The sequence below is a fragment of the Fictibacillus sp. EA-CB0309 genome, from assembly GCF_055814265.1.
Genome location: NZ_CP169271.1, coordinates 985,583 through 1,004,601, shown reverse-complemented (window position 1 = coordinate 1,004,601; position 19,019 = coordinate 985,583). Strand labels below are relative to the sequence as shown.

19 protein-coding genes and 2 pseudogenes are annotated in these 19,019 nt (G+C 39.2%); 7 read left to right on the top strand and 14 right to left on the bottom strand.

Annotated elements, in window-relative coordinates:
- Positions 1-209: 209 nt before the first annotated feature.
- From ACEWFH_RS05515 to moaA, 9 genes and pseudogenes are all read right to left on the bottom strand, one after another.
- A complete protein-coding gene (locus ACEWFH_RS05515; RefSeq protein WP_473727223.1) occupies positions 210-2,135 on the bottom strand; it encodes a TRAP transporter permease in 1,926 nt (641 codons plus the stop codon).
- A 49-nt stretch (positions 2,136-2,184) separates the two neighbouring features.
- A complete protein-coding gene (locus ACEWFH_RS05510; protein WP_473726445.1) occupies positions 2,185-2,616 on the bottom strand; it encodes a DUF1850 domain-containing protein in 432 nt (143 codons plus the stop codon).
- 124 nt (positions 2,617-2,740) lie between these two features.
- On the bottom strand, positions 2,741-3,727 hold the full coding sequence (locus tag ACEWFH_RS05505) for a TAXI family TRAP transporter solute-binding subunit (protein ID WP_473726444.1): 987 nt from the start codon (positions 3,725-3,727) through the stop codon (positions 2,741-2,743).
- A 138-nt stretch (positions 3,728-3,865) separates the two neighbouring features.
- Positions 3,866-4,300, bottom strand: coding sequence for a Dps family protein (locus ACEWFH_RS05500; RefSeq protein ID WP_473726443.1), 435 nt, complete (start codon positions 4,298-4,300; stop codon positions 3,866-3,868).
- A 12-nt stretch (positions 4,301-4,312) separates the two neighbouring features.
- On the bottom strand, positions 4,313-4,762 hold the full coding sequence (locus ACEWFH_RS05495; RefSeq protein ID WP_473726442.1) for a TlpA family protein disulfide reductase: 450 nt from the start codon (positions 4,760-4,762) through the stop codon (positions 4,313-4,315).
- Positions 4,763-5,008: 246 nt separating this feature from the next.
- Complete coding sequence (locus ACEWFH_RS05490) at positions 5,009-5,551, bottom strand: peroxiredoxin (RefSeq protein WP_473726441.1); 543 nt, start codon at positions 5,549-5,551, stop codon at positions 5,009-5,011.
- Positions 5,552-5,762: 211 nt separating this feature from the next.
- Positions 5,763-6,437 carry a TVP38/TMEM64 family protein gene (locus ACEWFH_RS05485; RefSeq protein ID WP_473726440.1) on the bottom strand — a complete coding sequence of 225 codons (675 nt, stop codon included), beginning with the start codon at positions 6,435-6,437 and terminating at the stop codon, positions 5,763-5,765.
- A 75-nt stretch (positions 6,438-6,512) separates the two neighbouring features.
- Entirely contained in the window at positions 6,513-7,367 is an 855-nt protein-coding gene (locus tag ACEWFH_RS05480; protein ID WP_473726439.1) for a VOC family protein, read from the bottom strand.
- A gap of 162 nt (positions 7,368-7,529) precedes the next feature.
- Positions 7,530-8,548, bottom strand: a pseudogene (gene moaA / locus ACEWFH_RS05475) (GTP 3',8-cyclase MoaA).
- 375 nt (positions 8,549-8,923) lie between these two features.
- On the opposite strand from moaA, the gene ACEWFH_RS05470 reads away from it, so the two are divergent.
- Both ACEWFH_RS05470 and ACEWFH_RS05465 read left to right on the top strand, forming a co-directional pair.
- Entirely contained in the window at positions 8,924-9,124 is a 201-nt protein-coding gene (locus ACEWFH_RS05470) for a cold-shock protein (protein ID WP_066397748.1), read from the top strand.
- A gap of 170 nt (positions 9,125-9,294) precedes the next feature.
- Positions 9,295-10,182, top strand: coding sequence for an STAS domain-containing protein (locus ACEWFH_RS05465; protein ID WP_473726438.1), 888 nt, complete (start codon positions 9,295-9,297; stop codon positions 10,180-10,182).
- A gap of 22 nt (positions 10,183-10,204) precedes the next feature.
- Here the strand turns inward: ACEWFH_RS05465 and ACEWFH_RS05460 are convergent, their stop codons facing one another.
- The 3 genes from ACEWFH_RS05460 to ACEWFH_RS05450 form a co-directional block, all read right to left on the bottom strand.
- A complete protein-coding gene (locus ACEWFH_RS05460; RefSeq protein ID WP_473726437.1) occupies positions 10,205-10,828 on the bottom strand; it encodes a methanogen output domain 1-containing protein in 624 nt (207 codons plus the stop codon).
- 127 nt (positions 10,829-10,955) lie between these two features.
- A complete protein-coding gene (locus ACEWFH_RS05455) occupies positions 10,956-11,447 on the bottom strand; it encodes a GNAT family N-acetyltransferase (RefSeq protein WP_473726436.1) in 492 nt (163 codons plus the stop codon).
- 186 nt (positions 11,448-11,633) lie between these two features.
- Positions 11,634-13,028 carry an amino acid permease gene (locus ACEWFH_RS05450; protein WP_473726435.1) on the bottom strand — a complete coding sequence of 465 codons (1,395 nt, stop codon included), beginning with the start codon at positions 13,026-13,028 and terminating at the stop codon, positions 11,634-11,636.
- A 283-nt stretch (positions 13,029-13,311) separates the two neighbouring features.
- Here ACEWFH_RS05450 and ACEWFH_RS05445 point away from each other — a divergent pair, with 283 nt between their 5' ends.
- Positions 13,312-14,214, top strand: coding sequence for a LysR family transcriptional regulator (locus ACEWFH_RS05445; RefSeq protein ID WP_473726434.1), 903 nt, complete (start codon positions 13,312-13,314; stop codon positions 14,212-14,214).
- 4 nt (positions 14,215-14,218) lie between these two features.
- Here ACEWFH_RS05445 and ACEWFH_RS05440 read toward each other — a convergent pair whose 3' ends face one another.
- Positions 14,219-14,404, bottom strand: coding sequence for a Spo0E family sporulation regulatory protein-aspartic acid phosphatase (locus tag ACEWFH_RS05440; protein WP_473726433.1), 186 nt, complete (start codon positions 14,402-14,404; stop codon positions 14,219-14,221).
- 300 nt (positions 14,405-14,704) lie between these two features.
- Between ACEWFH_RS05440 and ACEWFH_RS05435 the strand changes: the two are divergent.
- The 4 genes and pseudogenes from ACEWFH_RS05435 (at position 14,705) to ACEWFH_RS05420 (ending at position 18,622) form a co-directional block, all read left to right on the top strand.
- Positions 14,705-16,200, top strand: a pseudogene (locus ACEWFH_RS05435) (spore germination protein).
- Between the two features lie 3 nt (positions 16,201-16,203).
- Positions 16,204-17,304, top strand: a complete 1,101-nt coding sequence (locus ACEWFH_RS05430) for a GerAB/ArcD/ProY family transporter (protein ID WP_473726432.1) — start codon at positions 16,204-16,206, stop codon at positions 17,302-17,304.
- A 136-nt stretch (positions 17,305-17,440) separates the two neighbouring features.
- Positions 17,441-18,388, top strand: a complete 948-nt coding sequence (locus ACEWFH_RS05425; RefSeq protein WP_473726431.1) for a Ger(x)C family spore germination protein — start codon at positions 17,441-17,443, stop codon at positions 18,386-18,388.
- Between the two features lie 57 nt (positions 18,389-18,445).
- Entirely contained in the window at positions 18,446-18,622 is a 177-nt protein-coding gene (locus ACEWFH_RS05420; RefSeq protein ID WP_473726430.1) for a hypothetical protein, read from the top strand.
- An 86-nt stretch (positions 18,623-18,708) separates the two neighbouring features.
- Here the strand turns inward: ACEWFH_RS05420 and ACEWFH_RS05415 are convergent, their stop codons facing one another.
- A complete protein-coding gene (locus ACEWFH_RS05415; protein ID WP_473726429.1) occupies positions 18,709-18,981 on the bottom strand; it encodes a hypothetical protein in 273 nt (90 codons plus the stop codon).
- Positions 18,982-19,019 lie beyond the last annotated feature (38 nt).

The following is a 19,019-nucleotide window of genomic DNA, read 5'->3' as shown; positions in this document are numbered from 1 at the left end:
TGGAAATCTCTCCTTTTATATAAAGCTGGCTGACCGAATCATTCAGCTCCGATAGATATATTCAATCCGTATCCTACAAAAATGCATACTTACTGATTGTAACATAAATCCACCATGTTTAACCTTACAATCTTGTACCCACTGTGAAATTTTTAAACTTTCTACGCACAAAAAAGCTCAGAGGCATGTGCCTTTGAGCTTGAATATTATTAAACCGCTGGTGATGATGGAGCCTGCGTGTTGTCTCTTTTCAATAACCAGTATTGGCTGCCAAGCATCAGAGCGAATGCAGCTAGACCGATTGCACTGTAGATACCTTCTGGATAAATCAGCAAGAAACCGATCACAACTGCCGCTATTCTCTCTAACCAAGAAAGAGGACGCATCCAATAACCGATCATTCCTGCACCAATTGCAATCATTCCAACAAAAGCCGTCGAGATCACCCAAATCGCCTCAGTCCACGTTGTATCAATCAACATGAGCTGTGGTGAGATAACGAAAATATACGGAATGATAAACGCCGCAATGGCTAGCTTTGATGATATGATTCCGGTTCGTATCGGTTCACCGCCTGAAACCCCAGCTGCGGCAAATGCAGCAAGAGCAACAGGAGGTGTGATATCTGCAATGATCCCAAAATAAAAGACAAACATATGAGCCGACAGATCAGGAACACCGAATAACAAAATAGCTGGTGCTGCGATCGTCGATGTAATTACATAGTTCGCTGTTGTCGGTGATCCCATACCGAGTACGAGAGACGCAATCATCGTTAAAATCAAGGTCGGAATCAAATATCCGCCCGATAATTCAAGTAAGCCATTCGCCATCTTAAGTCCAACACCCGTAACCGTAACAACCCCGACGATCATACCTGCCGCTGCTGTAGCCGCTGCAACCCCTAGTGCTGTTCTTGCTCCATCTGCTAACGCTTCAATAAAGAGCTTCGGTCCCATTCGTGTCTGCTTATTAAACATGCCAACTGCAATCGCACTTACGATCGACCATAGCGCAGCTTTCGTGACACTCATTCCTGTCATTAAGAGAATGATAACCACAACGATCGGAATCAACAGATACACTTGTTTAATAACTCTTTTCGTTTCAGGCATCTCTTCACGTGATAGACCTCTAAGACCGATTCTTTTTGCTTCAAAGTGGGTCATGATCCAGATCCCTGCAAAATAGAGAATGGCAGGAATGGCAGCAGCTTTTGCGATATCCCAATACGTGATGCCGCCTCCGATAAATTCTACCATCAGAAACGCTGCAGCGCCCATTACGGGAGGCATGATCTGTCCTCCTGTTGAAGAAGCAGCCTCTACCGCTCCAGCAAAGTTTTTATCATATCCTAACCTTTTCATCATCGGAATCGTAAAAGCACCTGAGGTTACAACGTTTGCCACCGAACTTCCACTGATTGTACCTTGAAGAGCACTCGAGAAAATCGCTACTTTAGCAGGTCCACCGACACGTCTTCCTGCAATGACGATAGACAGATCATTGAAATATTCCCCTACTCCCGTTTTGACGAGAAAAGCTCCAAATAAGAGGAACAAGAAGATATAGGTGGACGAAACCGCAAGTGGTGTACCTAATATACCTTCTGTTGTAAAAAACATCGTCCTTACAATTCGTTCAATCGTCAAACCTTTATGTTCTAAGAACCCTGGCATATAAGGTCCAAGATATGCGTACACCAAGAACAGACCTGCGATAATCGTTATGGGCAGCCCGACGACCCTTCTAGTTGCTTCTAGAACTAAAAGGATTGCGATAGCTCCAATAATGAAATCTTGAGTCGTTAATCTTCCAACTCTCATGACTAAATCGTCCATGAATATGTACCAATATGATCCCACTGCTATGGATAATACAGCAAGTATCATGTCATACCAAGCAACTTGAAAGAGCGGCTTACTTTCTTTTTTCTTTTTAGATGCCGGGAATAACAAGAAGATTAAAGTAAGAGCAAATCCTAAATGAATCGTCCTTTGAAGCTGTGCAGGTAAAACACCAAAAATGGCGGTATAAAGCTGAAATAGCGAAAAAGCAACGAGGCCGATCAGTGTAATCCAGTAAAGAGCACCTTTTAATTTACGAAAGCCTGCTTCTGGATCATACTTTTCCATGAGTTCCTGTACGGCCAGATCTGATATTTGTTCACGCTGATTATGAATTTTATTGTCCAAGTTTTTTCCCTCCTATCAACCATTGCCATATATTCAGCTTTTCTGTTTTCAATCGCACCCAAGATCCTTTTTCACTAAAGTCCAAGAACGGATATTCATATCCATCAAGAAGGAGTGTATGATTGGCAATAATTTGTCCGACCCGAATTTCTAATGAAGGAAAAGTCCTGTTCATATTGGATAAAATGTAAGTTTCGCCTTTTTGTGTAAACACTTCATCTCCAGTTGCCCCTGAGGGCATGCCCACTCCAAATTCCTGAAAACTCATTTCAGTTTGCACGATCTCCCCGTTATCATGAACCTGGTAGGTTTCAAGAACAGGCGTTTTATGGATCGAGTGTATGTATTTGATACTAAATTCTTTGCCTTGATCACCTTTAAAAACAGCTAACGGTTTACCCGTCTCACCTTCCTCTATCATCACAGCCGAAAAAATGGATACATTGTCACTGCAGCTAGTGCCACTAATACAAAAATACTTACTAAAATTCGCTTCATAAGAATACATGGACTAAAGATTACTCTTCAGCCCATGCTCACACCTCTTATTTTAAGATTCCTTTTTCTTCAAAATATTTTTTAGCTCCTGGGTGGAAGTCGATTCCCATACCTTCAACTGCCTTCTCAGCAGAGATAAGCTCCCCTTTTGCGTGACTGATTTTATCTGTGTTCTCAAAGATCGCTTTCGTGATCGCATACACTGCATCGTCTTCCATGTCTTTGCGAACAGTAAGCATTGATAAAACAGCTACCGTTTTTACATCTGCTTCAATCTTGTACGTACCGCTCTTAACGGTATCCTCGATGTAATAAGGATGCGCTTCAATCAGTTCTTTAATCTTGTCATCAGCAATCGGTACAATCGTCACAGGGTTCGTTGCGGATAATGCTTCAACTGCACCCGTAGGCGTTCCCGCTGTGATAAAAGCCGCTTGGATATTTTTATCTTGTATACTTTCTGCAGACTCATCAAAAGAAAGATGCTGTGCATCAATGTCTTCCATCGTCATACCATGAATCTTTAAGATTTGTTCCGCATTAGCAAACGTTCCACTTCCAGGTGCTCCAACTGAAACCTTTTTGCCTTTTAAATCTTCAATACTCTTAATCCCGCTATCTTTTAATGTTACGATTTGGATTGTTTCAGGATATAATGTACCGATTCCTGTTACTTGATCTACCTTTTCTTTAAACATTTCCTTGCCTTCTACGGCATAGCTTGCGATGTCTGTTTGTGTGAACGCAACATCAGCATCACCATCTTGAAGTAACTGCATGTTCTCAACAGATGCACCAGAAGCTTGAGAGTTTGCTTCAACGTCTAACTCATCTTTTACAATTTTCGCCATCTCTCCACCAAGTGGATAATATGTACCGCCTGTTCCGCCTGTAACAATACTGATTTGGTCAAGGTTTAATGCCGGACTCTCACCAGATTCTTTCTTTTCAGATGGAGTCTCAATTTTCTGCCCACATGCTGCTAGTGAAAGGGCAAGAAGTATTACGAAAAATAACGCGATCCCCTTTTTCATGTTTCTCCTCCTTTTGGAATAATTTAGTTTATTTCTATAGTTTAACATAAGCTTTAATAAAATTGCAGAATAATTATAATTTTTAGATATATTGTCGAAGCAAAAGAAAAGAGCGACCAAAGTCACTCTTTAACTGTTTTAGCTTACGAATGCACGTAGCATCCAGTTGTGTTTTGCAAGACTTTCACGAACAGATAGAAGCATATCATGCGTTACCTCATCACCTTCACGCTCTGTTACTTCCATACCTTCTTTAATCTCAGCGATTAGAAGTTCGAAATCGTTAATGACGTTTTGAACCATCTCTTCTGCTGATTCACTGTCCTTCGCTTCTTGTATCGTAGCCAAATCCAAATATTCTTTCATCGTTGCCACAGGTGTTCCTTTAAGAACGAGCAGTCGCTCAGCCAGTTCATCAATGTTTGTTGCAGCTTCATTGTACAGTTCTTCAAACTTTTCATGTAATGTGAAAAAATGAGGTCCTTTTACATACCAATGGTAGTTATGCAATTTAACAAACAACACATTCCAGTTTGCCACTTGGCGATTCAACACTTCTTGGATCGTATTCATCGTATCATCTCCTTATTTTGTTTCTTCATTTAATACACGGTTCAATCGTTTACGAAGCATGTCCATACCGCTTCCGCCAGCTTGGAAGTGACGCAGTTTTCCTTCTTTATCAAAAACGTAGTATGCAGGCACATATTTATTTTCAAAAGCATCCGTCAATTTGTGCTCGCTATCCACGTAAATCGGCTGCGTGATGTCATGACCGATTGCCATCTGTTCAATGACACTCATATCTAGATCGTTTTCAGATCGTGGCATGTGCACAGCCACTACGTTCAGATCATCTTCATACTCGTCACGAAGTTCATTCACATCCGGCATCGCTTCTTTACAAAGACCGCAGCTTACGGACCAGAAATGAATCAATGTTGCTTTATCTCCAACTAATTCTTCTTTCGTAACTTCTTCATTTAACCAAGTCGTAGCACCATCAAGTTCAGGCATTTGTTCACGTAATTTCATCTTCTATTCCCTCCAAAAGTTAAACGTTTGTTTAGATTCTTTATTAAGTAATTGCTAGAAGTTGTGGATTTCCGTTGCAGGTGCTCGCTTTCCAGGGGTGTGCGGTGAGCCTTCTCGGCGCTTTGCACCATTAGAAGTCTCACCTGTCACACTAATCCCCCAGGAGTCTCACACTTGCACTTCAATCAACTTGTCAATGAAGGTTCTTTTTAAAACCCTAAAAGCAACAAGTGAAAACAACCATTTTTAAAGTGTTTTTTGACCTGGCTTCCAGTTCGCTGGGCAAAGGCCTCCTGTTTGTAATGCTTGAAGAACACGCAGTGTTTCGTCAGCATCCCGGCCAATGTTGTTATGGAAGACGACTTGATACATCATTTCACCTTCAGGATTGATGATGAACAGTCCTCTTAGCGCAACGCCTTCTTCTTCAATCAAAACACCATAGTCCCGAGAAACACGATGGTTCGTGTCCGCAGCGAGCGGATAGTTTAATTCACCAAGTCCGTTATCTTCACGGCTTGTGTTAATCCAAGCCAGATGTGTGTGGACGGTATCTGTAGAAACGCCGATTACCTCTGCATCCAAATCTTCAAATTCACCGTAGCGGTCAGATAATGCTGTGATTTCTGTCGGACACACAAAGGTAAAGTCCATTGGATAGAAGAAAAGAACGGTCCATTTCCCATTTTTCATGTTCTCTTCTAAACTTACTTTTTTCGTTTCTTTATTCGGCATGATCGCTTCCATCTCAAAGCGAGGTGCCTGTTTACCTACCATACGTTCTGTCATTAAAAATTCACTCCTTATATCTTTAAATGATAATGAAAATCATTATCATATTTTCTTCACAATCTTTATTATACTGACTTCTTATTTGAAGTCAATACTAATTTATAATAATTATTAACAAGGAACAAGTATTGTGCTTAAAAACAATGAAAATCATTGTACATTCATAATTAATAATCACAAAAAAACCTTGCTCAGTGTTAAGCAAGGTTTACGCGTTATCTTCTTTATGAGTTTGCATTTGATTTGTAACAAGTTCTTTGTTTTTTAAAAGAAGCGGGATGCAAGCTACGAGAAGTACCAATCCTATAGCTATAGCGATCACGGCTCCATTTCCTTTAATGAAACTGTCGCCTAACAAATTGTATGCAAGGGTTCCTGGCAAAACACCTAATATCGTGGCTAAAATGTAAGAACGAAGCTTTAGCCTTGAAATACCAGCCACATAGCTTACAAGGTCAAAGTTTAGAACCGGAATAATCCGCAGCAGCAAGATATATACAAAACCTTTTTCCTTCAATTGATTTTGCCATTTTTCAATCCTTGAAGGTGCATCCGATTTCTTTTTTAACCATCTGCTCCCTAAATGTTTCGCAATATAGAACGATAGAACAGCTCCAATAGTAGCCGAGAAAACTGTGTATACCGTTCCCCATATAACGCCAAAAGCCAAACCGCCTGCAAGGGATAGAACGGAAATCGGAAACAATGTAAATGGCCGGATAACATTCAATATGATATATATAATCGGTGCGACCATCCCGAAGGATAGCACCCAATCGCGCAAAGACATTGGGGTTATTTCAAAAACAAAATGGTTCAGTGCTAACACGGCCACAACTATAAGGAAAATTGCTGTTAACTTCACCAATGTTTTTTTCTTCATAATGCCCCCTCTTTGCAGATATTTTTATGAATCGTTTGTAATACAAACATTCCCTAAAAGATGTTGACAATAAACTTACTGAGACTTAATAACCACTCCATTTCCTGCTGGATCTTTTAATGTTACGCGATCCCCTTCTACTATATATGGAATTTGATATCGTTTTAGAGCACTTCCTAAGTTCTGGATCTCCTCTTTTGTAGGAACGATAATTTCATATTGCAATAGACCGGTAGCGTCATCTGGAGCTAACATTGCATTTGGGCCGTTCCAAATATTAAGTGCAATATGATGGTGATATCCCCCTGCTGAGATGAATAGGGCATGGTTGGCCATTCTTGTTTGTTCTTCGAAACCCAGCACATTTACATAAAATTGTTCAGCTTCTGGTAGATTGACCACGTTCAAATGAACATGACCCATTACCGTGTTTTGAGGAAGTCCATTCCATGCATCTTTTTCTCTTTCTTCTAATAATCCATGTACGTCTAAAGGTTCGCTGACAGCTGGCAATTTTCCTTCTTGATCACGAACCCATTCCGAACGATCCACATCTCGGTACACTTCAATTCCGTTATTTTCCGGGTCTTGAAGATAGATCGCTTCACTAAATTTATGATTGGATGCTCCGGCAAGCTGGGTGTTTGTCTCAATAAAATGATAAAGGATATTTGCAAGGTCTTTTCTTGATGGAACGAGCAAAGCCAAGTGGTACAAACCTGCACTTTTAACAGGTCGTTGTTGAAGTGCTGAGTTACCTTCTAAGATGATAAGCGGTGTCTTGCCATCTGCTGTTAACTCAGCAACAGAATCAGTTTTGGTTAAAACTTTTAGACCAATTGTCTCTGTATAAAAAGAAACTAAATTTTCAATGTCTCTAACTTTTAATGTTACACTTCCGATGTGTGTATCTTTATGAATAGTCATCATTTGTTTACCCTTCTTTCACATCTATTAATTTAATTACTTTATGTAAGTAATTATAAAATAGTTATTAACATACTTCAACTAGAAAGTGTTCTTGAAGTAGTTGATTTCTGCGGGGCGTGCGAACAATGCACGAAAAAACCAATACAAAAAGAGACTGATTACTCAGCCTCCTATATAAGACATCTCTATTTTATTTCGTTCACTAGCACCTTGTTCTCTTCTTTCATCTGAATAGCGATCAGAACGGTTACCCCAAGTTTCCACAATTCGATTAAAAAGATCTTCATCAGATGCTCCATCGCGAAGGAAATGTTTGAAATCCGTTCCTTTTCCAGTAAAAAGACACGTATATACTTTTCCGTCAGCCGATAATCTCGCTCTCGTACAAGTAGAACAAAAGGTATCACTAATAGAAGAAATAATTCCGATCTCACCTTGCCCGTCCGTATAACGATATCGTTTTGCCACTTCTCCATAATAGTTTCGAACGACGGGCTCTAATGGCAATTCATTCCCGATTATGGATAAGATCTCATTCTTGGACACTACATCATCCCAATTCCAGCCGTTCGAAGTGCCGACATCCATAAATTCAATAAATCGTAATACGTAAGGTGTATGTTTAAAATAACGCGCCATCGGGAGAATCTCTCCATCATTAATTCCTTTTTGACCATCATATTTATTTTGACAGATAGACCTGCTTGATGTGCGGCCTCTATGCCTTTTAATACAGGCTCAACCCCTACACCTCTTCCATTGATACTCCCAAACAGACGATCATCAAGTGTATCAAGGCTAACGGTAACTCTGTCCATACCAGCCTCTTTTAGCTGAACCGCTAGTCTTGGGAGATGTACCCCGTTCGTCGTCAAAGCGATATCACGTATGCCATCAATCGCTCGCAGCCTTTTTAAGAGCGTTGGAAGTCCTTTTCTGAGCAAAGGCTCACCGCCGGTAATACGGATCTTCTCCACACCTGCACGAGCAAACTGTGATGCAATTCGCTCAATCTCATCGAAAGAAAGCAGCTCTGATTGTGATAAGAACGGATAATCCGAACCAAATATTTCTTTGGGCATACAATACGTGCAGCGAAAATTGCATTGATCGGTTACAGAGATCCGCAAATCCTGAAGCGGCCGATGCAAACGATCAGTGATTACATTACTCTTTTTCATATCATCACGCCATTTGTTTTAGTATTTTTATCAATGTACCACGAATAAAAGGAAGTTAAAACCAGAACCGCTTATCACTTGAGCACTGCGCGCTTAAATTTATTAGTTCATAATCACTATACCAGCGGTTTTCATAGATCATTTCTACCAAATTTTCATACAATTTTTTTCGTGTTTCCCTATTCCAGTGGCTTTTAACAATGTCCGCCATTAATTAATAATTCCTTTTTTCACTAGCACTTGTTTATTGGTTAGTAAAGTGTTACGATAAATAGGAATTATTTTTGTTCGATTGTACAGGTAAACCTATTATCTTGATATTTTTGAGCAGAGATAGTATTATTGTGCGGTTTGGCACGACAGGAGGCAACAAAAATGGAACAAGGTAAAGTTAAATGGTTTAACGCAGAAAAAGGTTTCGGATTCATCGAGCGCGAAGGTGGAGACGATGTATTCGTACACTTCTCAGCTATCCAAGCTGACGGTTTCAAATCTTTAGACGAAGGTCAAGACGTAACGTTCGAAGTTGAACAAGGACAACGCGGACCTCAAGCTACTAACGTACGTAAAGCATAATAACCCTATAGATAAACAGGACTCTTGTATAAGAGGCCTGTTTTTTTATGTCCTCAAACAGTTGCAAACCCCTTTATTTCACACTTTTAAAAATTTTTCAATAAATTCAAACACACGTCTAATATTTTTGTTAAAATAAGTTTAACGTCGTAAATTATTAGGAGTTCAAAATGGATCTTCAAATGAAGCAGAAACAAGATCAAATCGAAATCGGCACTCGAATTACCGAAAACGCAGTACAAATCGCAGAGAAGATCATATCAAACATGCAAAATAGCGACTCATATGTTTCACTTCAGCAGAGCTCACAACTAAATGAATTCGAAGGACTCCAACAATCCATTTCCTTTATCCGATTGATCGGGGATGCCGTTTCCGGAAAAATCACGGATACGAAAAGCACGATCTTCGAATGGGGTGAAAATGTCGGCATGCTTGCTGTTCACTCAGGACAGCCGCTCGATGTCTCGCTTGAAAGCACCTCTTATTATCGGGAAGTCATATGGAATTTTATAAAAGAAGAAGGCTCACTGCAATCCATGTCATTGGATTCGGTATTGCATATATCAACAACCATTAATCCGATGATTGATCATGCTGTACAAGCATTCAGCAAGTCTTATGTGAATAATTACAAAGAAATGACTCAAAAGTTTCATCTGTCTCTTCAAGAACTATCCGTTCCTGTTGTTCCTCTCTTTCCAGGTGTAGCCGTACTGCCAGTAGTCGGTGATATCGATACGAACCGGGCAAAACTCTTGCTTGAATCTACATTAGAGCAGTGTCTAGAGCATGAGATTACTTCCCTGGTTATTGATTTATCAGGTGTAAGTTATATTGACACGATGGTGGCTCATCGCCTCTTTCAACTCGTTTCCACATTAAAGCTATTAGGAGTAAAAACAACATTAACAGGATTAAGCCCGGAAATCGCACAAACTTCTGTTAGTTTAAATTTAGACTTTGATGAGATCATGTTAAAAGGAAACTTGCTTCAAGCACTAGCCGACTTTGGGTACGGCAAACTAGAAGCAACAAATAAAAAGAACAGACTCTGACATAGGGTCTGTTCGTAACATTTTAGGATTTTCCGCGTTTTAACTCCTCTAGTTCCTGTAGCAGAGATACTACCATATCGTCGCTTCTTTTTAATTCGTTATTAAGCATTCTGATGGTTTCTTCTTCCCAAGTGAAGGGATCTCCGTTTTCAGGGGTTATTGGAACGTTTTGATATATATCGCCTGTTTCTCGGTCATCCGGTTGAAAGTAAACGGCTATCTCACAGATCGGATGTCCTAAGGCAATTCGTTGACGCAATGTAACTTTTCCATAACCAAATTTCCGTGCTGCAATTCCTCCAAAAACACTAGATGTCATCTTGCATAAGTGCGGTGCATCCTTAACAAATTCCCCGAAAGGACACTCTTTTGCACGAACTATTACATGGTCAGGATTCACACTGACAATCTCAAAATGCCCACCGATTGAATTTTTCAAATCCACAATCACATGAACGTATTCATCAACTGTCCACTTTAGTGGATCTTCATAGAAACCCTCAATCCATTCACCTGTACGAAGACCTAGCTGCTCAATGTATCTTTCAGCAGCAGGACCAATTGCTTTTCTATGGATATAGGCATATTGAGTAATGAGTTTTGCTAAAAAAGTGTGTCCATTCAATTCACCTTTTGAAAGGTTCATACTGCATCTACCCTTTCTCTTTTGTTACCTGCTGTTAAGCTGATTTTGGCAAGATATGGACAACACTCTTTGGATACCCTTTAAAAACGGTTTGAAACCTTATTTTGTATATCCAAGTAAATAATTTTCAGCATTTTTCCCAATAAAGCATTTCGTCACTTTTATTTATCATTATGAATCCTGACTTTTCTAATACCTTTGCAGACGGAACATTGGTTGTCAGGCATTCTGCTGTTACTCTTTTCACTTCTGGATGTGCAGCAAGCCAGTCCGTTAAACCGATGACCATCTCTGTAGCGAACCCTTTATTACGCGCTTCATTTACCATCCCATAGCCGATCTCAACGGTTCCCTTTTCATCCGGACCGCCTTTACATCCAATTTCACCAATTAAGGTGCGGGAATCCTTATGAATAACTATACGGCTCCATATACTGCGTTCAGGTGTTTGTTGAAGTGTGTCTTTCTTCATTTTGATTAACTTCAAATATTGAGGACTGGGCCACTCTTTAGAAACATTGTACCCTAACACGTTTATAAGATCCTCTCTACCCTTTAGTGTTGCTTCCACAAGTTTATACGTGTATGGCAATAATAGTAATCGATTCGTTTCAATCAACTTTCATTCCCCTTTTATATTATTTTTTGCTATTTTTCCTTTTAAACAGCTTATTTAAATCTCCATCTAAATGAATGCTTTAGACTTATTTTTGCCTAGCATCCTGGAGCGAAAATTTACTTCTTACAAGAGCATCAAAGGATGAAAAACAATAAAAAGAGGCATGAGATCTGCCTCTTTCATTTTTTATTCATTTAAGTGAGAACGCTTTTTAGAGTATAAGAAATAAATAGCTGCTCCAATACCTAACCAGATAATGAATCGAATCCAAGTGTCTCCGTCGAGCTGAACCATAAGAAATCCACAGAACAGTATCGCAAGGATCGGAATATATGGAACTCCTGGACAACGGAATGCACGTGGTAAGTCCGGCTGTGTTTTTCGAAGAACGAGAACAGCTACTGATACCAATATGAATGCAGAAAGTGTCCCAATATTAACAAGTTTTGCAAGTTCATCTAATGGAATTAACGCACCCATAAGACCTGCAACTAGTCCAAAGAACCAAGTTGAACCGTATGGTGTTCGGTATTTTTCATGAACAGTTCTAAAGAATTTTGGTAGAAGTCCATCACGACTCATTGCATAGGATACACGCGTTTGTCCGTAAAGCATAACGAGCATAACCGTTGTCATTCCTAAGATTGCTCCCACATCGATAATACCAGCTACCCAGTTTTGTCCGGCAACTTGAAGTACGAGTGAAATTGGATGGTCCTCGTTTCCTTTAAAGTCAGCGAAAGGAACGACACCAGTCATGATGCCCGTTACAATCACATAAAGAAACGTACAGATTAATAAAGAATACATGATCCCTTTCGGCAGATCACGGTTTGGATTCTTCGTTTCTTCAGCAGCAGATGCAATGGCATCAAATCCGATAAATGCGAAGAATACTAATGCAGCAGCAGCAAAGATTCCATCAAAACCAAATGGTGTAAACGGTGTCCAGTTATCCGGTTTAACATATCCAACCCCTACAACAATGAACAGAATAACTACAGCTACTTTAATAACAACCATGATGTTGTTAACACGTTTTGATTGTTTAACACCTACCGAAAGTAAGAACGTAATAAGCATAACAATTAAAAATGCAGGAAGATTAAAATAAGTTGTTACATTTTCTACTGCACCTGGCGCAGCAGTAAAGGCAGTAGGAATATTAATGCCAAAGCCTTTTAATAGTGATTGAAAATAACCAGACCAGCCGACTGAAACAGCACTAACTGCCAGCAGATATTCTAAAATTAGATCCCATCCTATTATCCATGCCAAAAATTCTCCCATCGTCGCATACGTGTACGTGTAAACTGAGCCTGATACAGGAACAGTTGATGCGAATTCAGCATATGAAAGTGCCGCAAATAAACACGCCAGACCCGCTATGATAAATGAAACGATGAGCGCTGGCCCCGCCGTGAGAGCCCCTGTACCCGTTAGAACAAAAATTCCTGTTCCAATTATGGCACCAATTCCGAGCATAGTAAGATCCCAAGTACCTAATTCTTTGTTTAGGGTTGTACCTGTTTTCGAAGCTGCTACTAAATCTGAAATACTTTTCTTTCTAAAGATGCTCATAAAAGCCCCCTCTAAAAGTTTTGAATTATCTATATATTACATTATATTTTATAATTCGTAATTTTTCGACACTTTTTTGAGGTGATTTTATTTTTACCATCATTTGGATATGTTTTATAAAAATGAAGCTTCAAAAGAATGCTGTTTTACATATTTGTTGATTTTAATAGATCCGTTTCCGTATTCTATTAAAAGTTTTTCCATATTACACTTACTCTTGGTTTAAGATAAAATGAAGATAGTTATTATTTTGTTAACCATCGCTTAATTAAAGGAGATATCTATGAACTTAGAACAAATGAAATATATTGTTGAAGTCGCCAAAGAAAGTTCAATCACGAAAGCCGCAGACAAACTTCATCTATCACCATCAGCTATCTCTCAGTCTATCTCACAACTAGAAAAAGAGTTTGGTGTTACGATCTTCAATCGATCTAGACACGGCACGATTCCTACGCCAGATGGAAAGTTTATCGTTTCGAAAGCCTATGAAATTCTTAAAAAGATGCAGGAGCTGCACGAAGAACTCGCTGCTAAACAACAAGCGAAAAATCATGTATTAAAAGTAGGATGTGCCCCGGCGCTCATGTACATCGTGTACGATGCCTTTTTATTGTTTCATGAACAATTTCCAGAGACGAATGTAATGATTAGAGAAATAGATCAAGATCATATTTTAGAGGAATTGAAGAACGGCCATATCGATATCGGCTTAAGTCCGTTTACAGAGTATGATTTATCAAACCTTCAGCACGAAAAAGGAATGGGATATGAATTATTATACACAGGACACGTTTGTGTTTGTGCAGGCAAAAAATCTTCCCTGTACTATAAAGACTTCCTTACACCTCATGAGTTAACAGACGAAAAACTGGTGATCTATAATTCAAAAGGCGGCATGACGTTTAACGACAAATACGTCAAAAACGCGCAAATTCTTTTTTCATCTAACAACATAGAAGTACTGCGTTCGGCTATCTTGGATGGTCACGCCATTTCATTTGTATTTAACTTTACGTTCAAGCATAATGCAGATGTGAAAAACGGCAATTTGGCTATTATCCCTTTTAAAAAGCCGGAACTCATCTACCAAGACTTCTGGACACTGTATCCCTTAACAAAAGGTCTATCACCAGAAGCAAAAGAATTTAAAGAGAAAGTGAAGTTTTTGTTAGATCAGGAATAAAAAGTTACTTAGCAGATAGACTGTCCTGCATGATTCGTTTTTGATAGAGGTAGATCAGCTTGTCTAGCTTTTGACTCTGTGTTACGAGGTCTGCGTCTGAAAAATCATTGGAGCTTGGTACGAGATCATACATCTCCTGACGACATATTTTAATTTCTTGCAATAACATACTCAAATCATCATCCATCATGATTTCCTTTCTAAATGAAATTACTTCCAAATAAATGGGTATGTATCAATGATAGATGTTCACTGTTTTTATGTAAATTTAGAAATATTTAATAAAGAATAAATATTTCTTAAACAAACTTTTGCTCATAAGAGAGGTTCCGCACATGGTTGCGAACTTCTCTTTTTTATTGATTTTTTTCCTAAAGTATTGTTGCTTTGGGGGTATCTTTATGAAGCCCGTTCAATGACCTGTACTAACAATGGAATAAACCTCTCACGCAATGGACATAGATAGTAAAAAACGAGGGAGGTCTTTAATATGAAACAAGAAGGAAATGCTGATTTAGACCACTCCCCATTATTAAGTATTGATCTTTCTAGCAATCTCGACCTTATCCAGACCACACTTGGCCATACGCCTGATTTAAAAGTGCTAAAGTACGAGATCAGAGAAGAACCAATTGCGATTTTGTATATGGCAGATTTAGTAGATTCGGATAAGCTGCAAAACATTCTTAAATCCATCAAGTTCATAAAATATGCACAGCCTGTGGAATCAACGCTGTTTCAACAGCTGTATTCAGATCTTTATTTGACTGCTCAGACGGCTATTATAACGAGGCTGCATGAAGTGATTTCAGGTCTCTTAAACGGTAAAACCATTATTTTAATGGCGAATATATGTGAAGCCTTTAGTGTTGAAACATATGGCGGCGAAATGCGCGCCATTGAAGAACCGCAAACCGAGTCACTTATACGAGGACCAAAAGTAAGTTTTACAGAAGATATTGGCATTAATGTAGCGATGATCCGCAAGCAGATCACGGACAAAAATCTTAGAGTTGAAATCTTCATGATTGGTGAGCGTGGAAAGAAAAATGTAGCATTGATTTACATTCAGGATGTTATTAATCCTGCAATTGTAGAAGAAGCAAGACACCGACTTCAACATATAAACATAGACGTTCCAATTGATTCAGGGATCATTGAACAGTCTATTGAAGATAACTTTATGTCTCCTTTCCCTCAGTTCATTAGTACAGAACGTCCGGATAAGGTTGCACTGTCTCTCTTACAAGGAAGGTTAGCGATTATAACGGATCAGACTTCAAATGCGCTCATCGCACCTATTTCCATTCTCGATACAGTGCATTCACCTGAAGATTTTTATGAAAGATGGCATATTGGTTCCCTGTTGCGTATGCTCCGGGCTTTTGCTGTTTTTCTTTCGTTGTTTCTTCCGTCTTTTTATATTGCGCTTGTTTCTTTTCATCAAGGCCTGATTCCTTCAAGGCTCGCCTTTTCTATTGCCGCTTCACGTGAGGGTGTGCCCTTTCCTGCCTTCGTAGAAGCTCTCATGATGGCAATCACGATGGAACTGCTTCGTGAAGCTGGACTTCGTCTGCCTAAACCGATTGGACAAACGATCGGTATCGTTGGGGGATTGTTATTGGAGAAGCAGCCGTTCAAGCCGGAATTGTAAGCACCGTAATGGTAATCGTGATTGCGATCACTGCGATTGCTTCTTTCACATTGCCTGTTTACAGCATGGGCGTGACATACAGAATTCTTTTATTCAGCTTTATATTCGCTGCAGGGATAATGGGCTTATATGGAATATCTCTCGCCTTTATCGTACTTGTCATCCATATTGTTAATCTGACAAGTTTAGGTGTTCCATACGCGGCACCACTCGCACCTATGTTTATAAACGATTGGAAAGAGCTTTTCCTGCGCCTGCCTATTTCTTTTATTAAGAAAAGACCTGTGTTCTTGGATCCTGTAGATGAAGCCCGTTCAAAGAAAGAGGAATAAGCTGTGAGCAGAATAAAGTACAGTGATCGATCCATCAGTGCTAAAGAATTGATGTATGCAGTTGCTTCCATGGTAATTGGTGTAGGTATCTTTAATTTGCCGCGTTACATTACGACACTTACAAACGGCATTGATGGGGTTATCAGCATTGTTTTAATGGGCGGCATTGTAATGGGTGTTGTTTGGATTATGGGACGTTTTATTTATATGTACCCTGGCAAAGGGATCTACGGCATTCTTTTAGCCATCATCCCAAAACCGCTTGCTATCCTTTTAATGGTCATTTACGGCTCATTCTTTGCTCTTTTAGCCGCTTATGAAATAAGGATTATTGCAGAGATTACTAAAAAATACTTACTGCCCGACACAGGCTCTGAAATCCTCAGCTTATTATTTTTGCTTGTGACTCTTTATGCGTTATTTGGTTCCAGAACGGCACTGATTCGCATAAATTCTATGTTTTTACCAGTGGTTATGATTGTTTCATTGCTTTTAGTTGTTTTAAATATTCGGATCATGCACGTTGATAACTTTTATCCGCTGCTTACGACAGACTTGAAGGACTATGGTTCTGCAATGATCAGCATCTACTTTTCTTTTACAGGAATTTCAATCATTATGAGCTATTCTTACTTAATTAATGAGCCAGAAAAAGCTTCATTTGCCGCTGCTAAGGGCATCTTTATTTCAATCATTATCTATACGATGGTGTTCGTTTCATGTGTAGCGGTTTTCTCTAATCTAGGAACCGATTTTCTAGAAAACCCTACGATCGAGCTAGGAAAAGAGATCGAACTTCCTGGCGGCTTTTTTGAAAGGTTTGAATCTGTGTATTTTACCATCTGGATCATGACGATCTTTAATACAACATCGATGTCTATAGATTCATCACTCATCGTATTAGAATCTCTGTTTAAAAAGGTAAAAAAGGAAACATTTATTGTAACCCTTGCCCCTATCATTTATTTTGTATCGATGGTTCCATTAGGCATGGAAGATTTGGATGCAATGGGTACCTTCATTGGCCGACTCAGCCTGGCATTGACTGTTCTTGTGCCGGTCCCGCTATATATCATTGCTAGAATAAGGGGCGCTATGAGATGAAGACGTTAAATTACTTGGTTCTTATGGCAGGCATTGTGCTTGTGCTCGCAGGATGCGGTTCGCGGGAAATTGAGAAAAAGCGTTTGTTATTGGTGTAGGTCTTGATCTCCCTGAGAATGATGAAGATGAAAATGATTTGATGAGTTATGGAACGTACCAAGTTGCGATTCCCAGAGCGTTAAAACCTGAAGTGACCAATGAAAAAGCGTATCAGAATTATATTGGGAAAGGTCACGACGTGTCTGAGCAAATCTCAAAGATCGCTCAGTTTTCTAATAAAGAACTATATTTTGCGCATAACCAGATCGTCTTAATTTCAGATCAGTTAGCAAGAAAGCCGCAAATGATGGAACGCCTGCTAGACATTTTTGTAAGACATGAAGATATTAGAAGAAGTGTCCGTGTCTTCATCACAAAAGGAAACACCCAAAAGTATTTAAATGTAAAAAGTAAAGAAAAACTGCCATCCCTTTACATCGATACGCTAGCATCAAATGTACAAAACAACTCAAAAGCAGCTAGCATTAAAAGACTAGGAGATCTGCAGGAAGATTTATTAAACCATCGATCTTTTGTCCTTCCTGTGCTGGAATATAAGAACAAAGACGAGATCAAGCTTGGCGGAGCTGCCATCATTAAAGGAAAATCGAGCAAACTTACCCATGAGCTTAACGAAAAAGACACAGAGGCGTTAAATATCTTAAAAGGTGAATTCCAAAAAGGAATGTTACTGATTAAGATAAAAGATGATTTATATACGTATAAGGTTAGTAAATCCAAAAGGAAAATTAAGCTTACACATTCTCAGAATCATCAAATGAGCTTTGAAATAACCGTGCGTTTAGAAGGTGAAGTTCAAGAAGTAAATAAAGAAATGGATGATCGTACTACTTCTGCAGAAGTAGTAGAGAAAGAAATCGAGAAACGGATCGCTAAAGATATAGAACGTCTTATTGCGAAGCTTCAGACGCAATACAAAACTGACATTTTAGGATTAGGTGTTTATTTGGATAAGCATCACCACAAAGAATGGCTGCAAGTAAAAAAGAGTGGGAATCCGGAGATCATCACTTCAGCCAAGTAAAGATAGAAACACGTATAATTCCAACGATCTATTCGGCAGGAGGATTAAGATAAAATCATGATTGATTTGAACGAGTTAATGATCCGTGTTTTTTCGTGGCGTTTTATCATGTTCACACTGCTTTCCTTTTTGTTTCCATTCACCTACATCACATTGTATAAACTGTTGCAAAAAAAGGGGATGCCTCTTTGGAAGAAGGAACCATCCCGTTCGTCATCTGAAAAGGAACACTAACCCGTTGTGGTTACACCTAAAAGAATATAATGCAAGTTAACGTTAATAAAAGTGATTTATTGTGAATATATTTTGGTGCGTTTTCTTCAAGCGTACATTTCTACATGAATGTCCTTATTAGAAATACATTCAACTTCTGCACCACATCTTCTCTTGTACCTAAACTGCTCGCTATACTTCTTTATATACACAAAAATAAAACTCAAAAGGATGCTTTTCCTTTTGAGTTCTTCTGTAAAATCGCGAGCAAGAGCGGCAACGTAATCAGTAAAAACAAAGTCCGACTCTGTTCCAAACTGTAAAGCATACATCGATGTGTTTGCCGCTGAAGCATCGCGGCCAGCATTAGCGAGCTGCATAATTAATCATAGAGTAAGGGATAGTTCTTATTATGTTT

Coding starts and splice junctions, on each gene's coding strand:
- ACEWFH_RS05515 (WP_473727223.1), bottom strand. CDS start 2,135: ATGGAAAAGTATGATCCAGAAGCAGGCTTTCGTAAATTAAAAGGTGCT.
- ACEWFH_RS05510 (WP_473726445.1), bottom strand. CDS start 2,616: ATGATAGAGGAAGGTGAGACGGGTAAACCGTTAGCTGTTTTTAAAGGT.
- ACEWFH_RS05505 (WP_473726444.1), bottom strand. CDS start 3,727: ATGAAAAAGGGGATCGCGTTATTTTTCGTAATACTTCTTGCCCTTTCA.
- ACEWFH_RS05500 (WP_473726443.1), bottom strand. CDS start 4,300: ATGAATACGATCCAAGAAGTGTTGAATCGCCAAGTGGCAAACTGGAAT.
- ACEWFH_RS05495 (WP_473726442.1), bottom strand. CDS start 4,762: ATGAAATTACGTGAACAAATGCCTGAACTTGATGGTGCTACGACTTGG.
- ACEWFH_RS05490 (WP_473726441.1), bottom strand. CDS start 5,551: ATGACAGAACGTATGGTAGGTAAACAGGCACCTCGCTTTGAGATGGAA.
- ACEWFH_RS05485 (WP_473726440.1), bottom strand. CDS start 6,437: ATGAAGAAAAAAACATTGGTGAAGTTAACAGCAATTTTCCTTATAGTT.
- ACEWFH_RS05480 (WP_473726439.1), bottom strand. CDS start 7,367: ATGATGACTATTCATAAAGATACACACATCGGAAGTGTAACATTAAAA.
- ACEWFH_RS05470 (WP_066397748.1), top strand. CDS start 8,924: ATGGAACAAGGTAAAGTTAAATGGTTTAACGCAGAAAAAGGTTTCGGA.
- ACEWFH_RS05465 (WP_473726438.1), top strand. CDS start 9,295: ATGGATCTTCAAATGAAGCAGAAACAAGATCAAATCGAAATCGGCACT.
- ACEWFH_RS05460 (WP_473726437.1), bottom strand. CDS start 10,828: ATGAACCTTTCAAAAGGTGAATTGAATGGACACACTTTTTTAGCAAAA.
- ACEWFH_RS05450 (WP_473726435.1), bottom strand. CDS start 13,028: ATGAGCATCTTTAGAAAGAAAAGTATTTCAGATTTAGTAGCAGCTTCG.
- ACEWFH_RS05445 (WP_473726434.1), top strand. CDS start 13,312: ATGAACTTAGAACAAATGAAATATATTGTTGAAGTCGCCAAAGAAAGT.
- ACEWFH_RS05440 (WP_473726433.1), bottom strand. CDS start 14,404: ATGATGGATGATGATTTGAGTATGTTATTGCAAGAAATTAAAATATGT.
- ACEWFH_RS05420 (WP_473726430.1), top strand. CDS start 18,446: ATGATTGATTTGAACGAGTTAATGATCCGTGTTTTTTCGTGGCGTTTT.
- ACEWFH_RS05415 (WP_473726429.1), bottom strand. CDS start 18,981: ATGCAGCTCGCTAATGCTGGCCGCGATGCTTCAGCGGCAAACACATCG.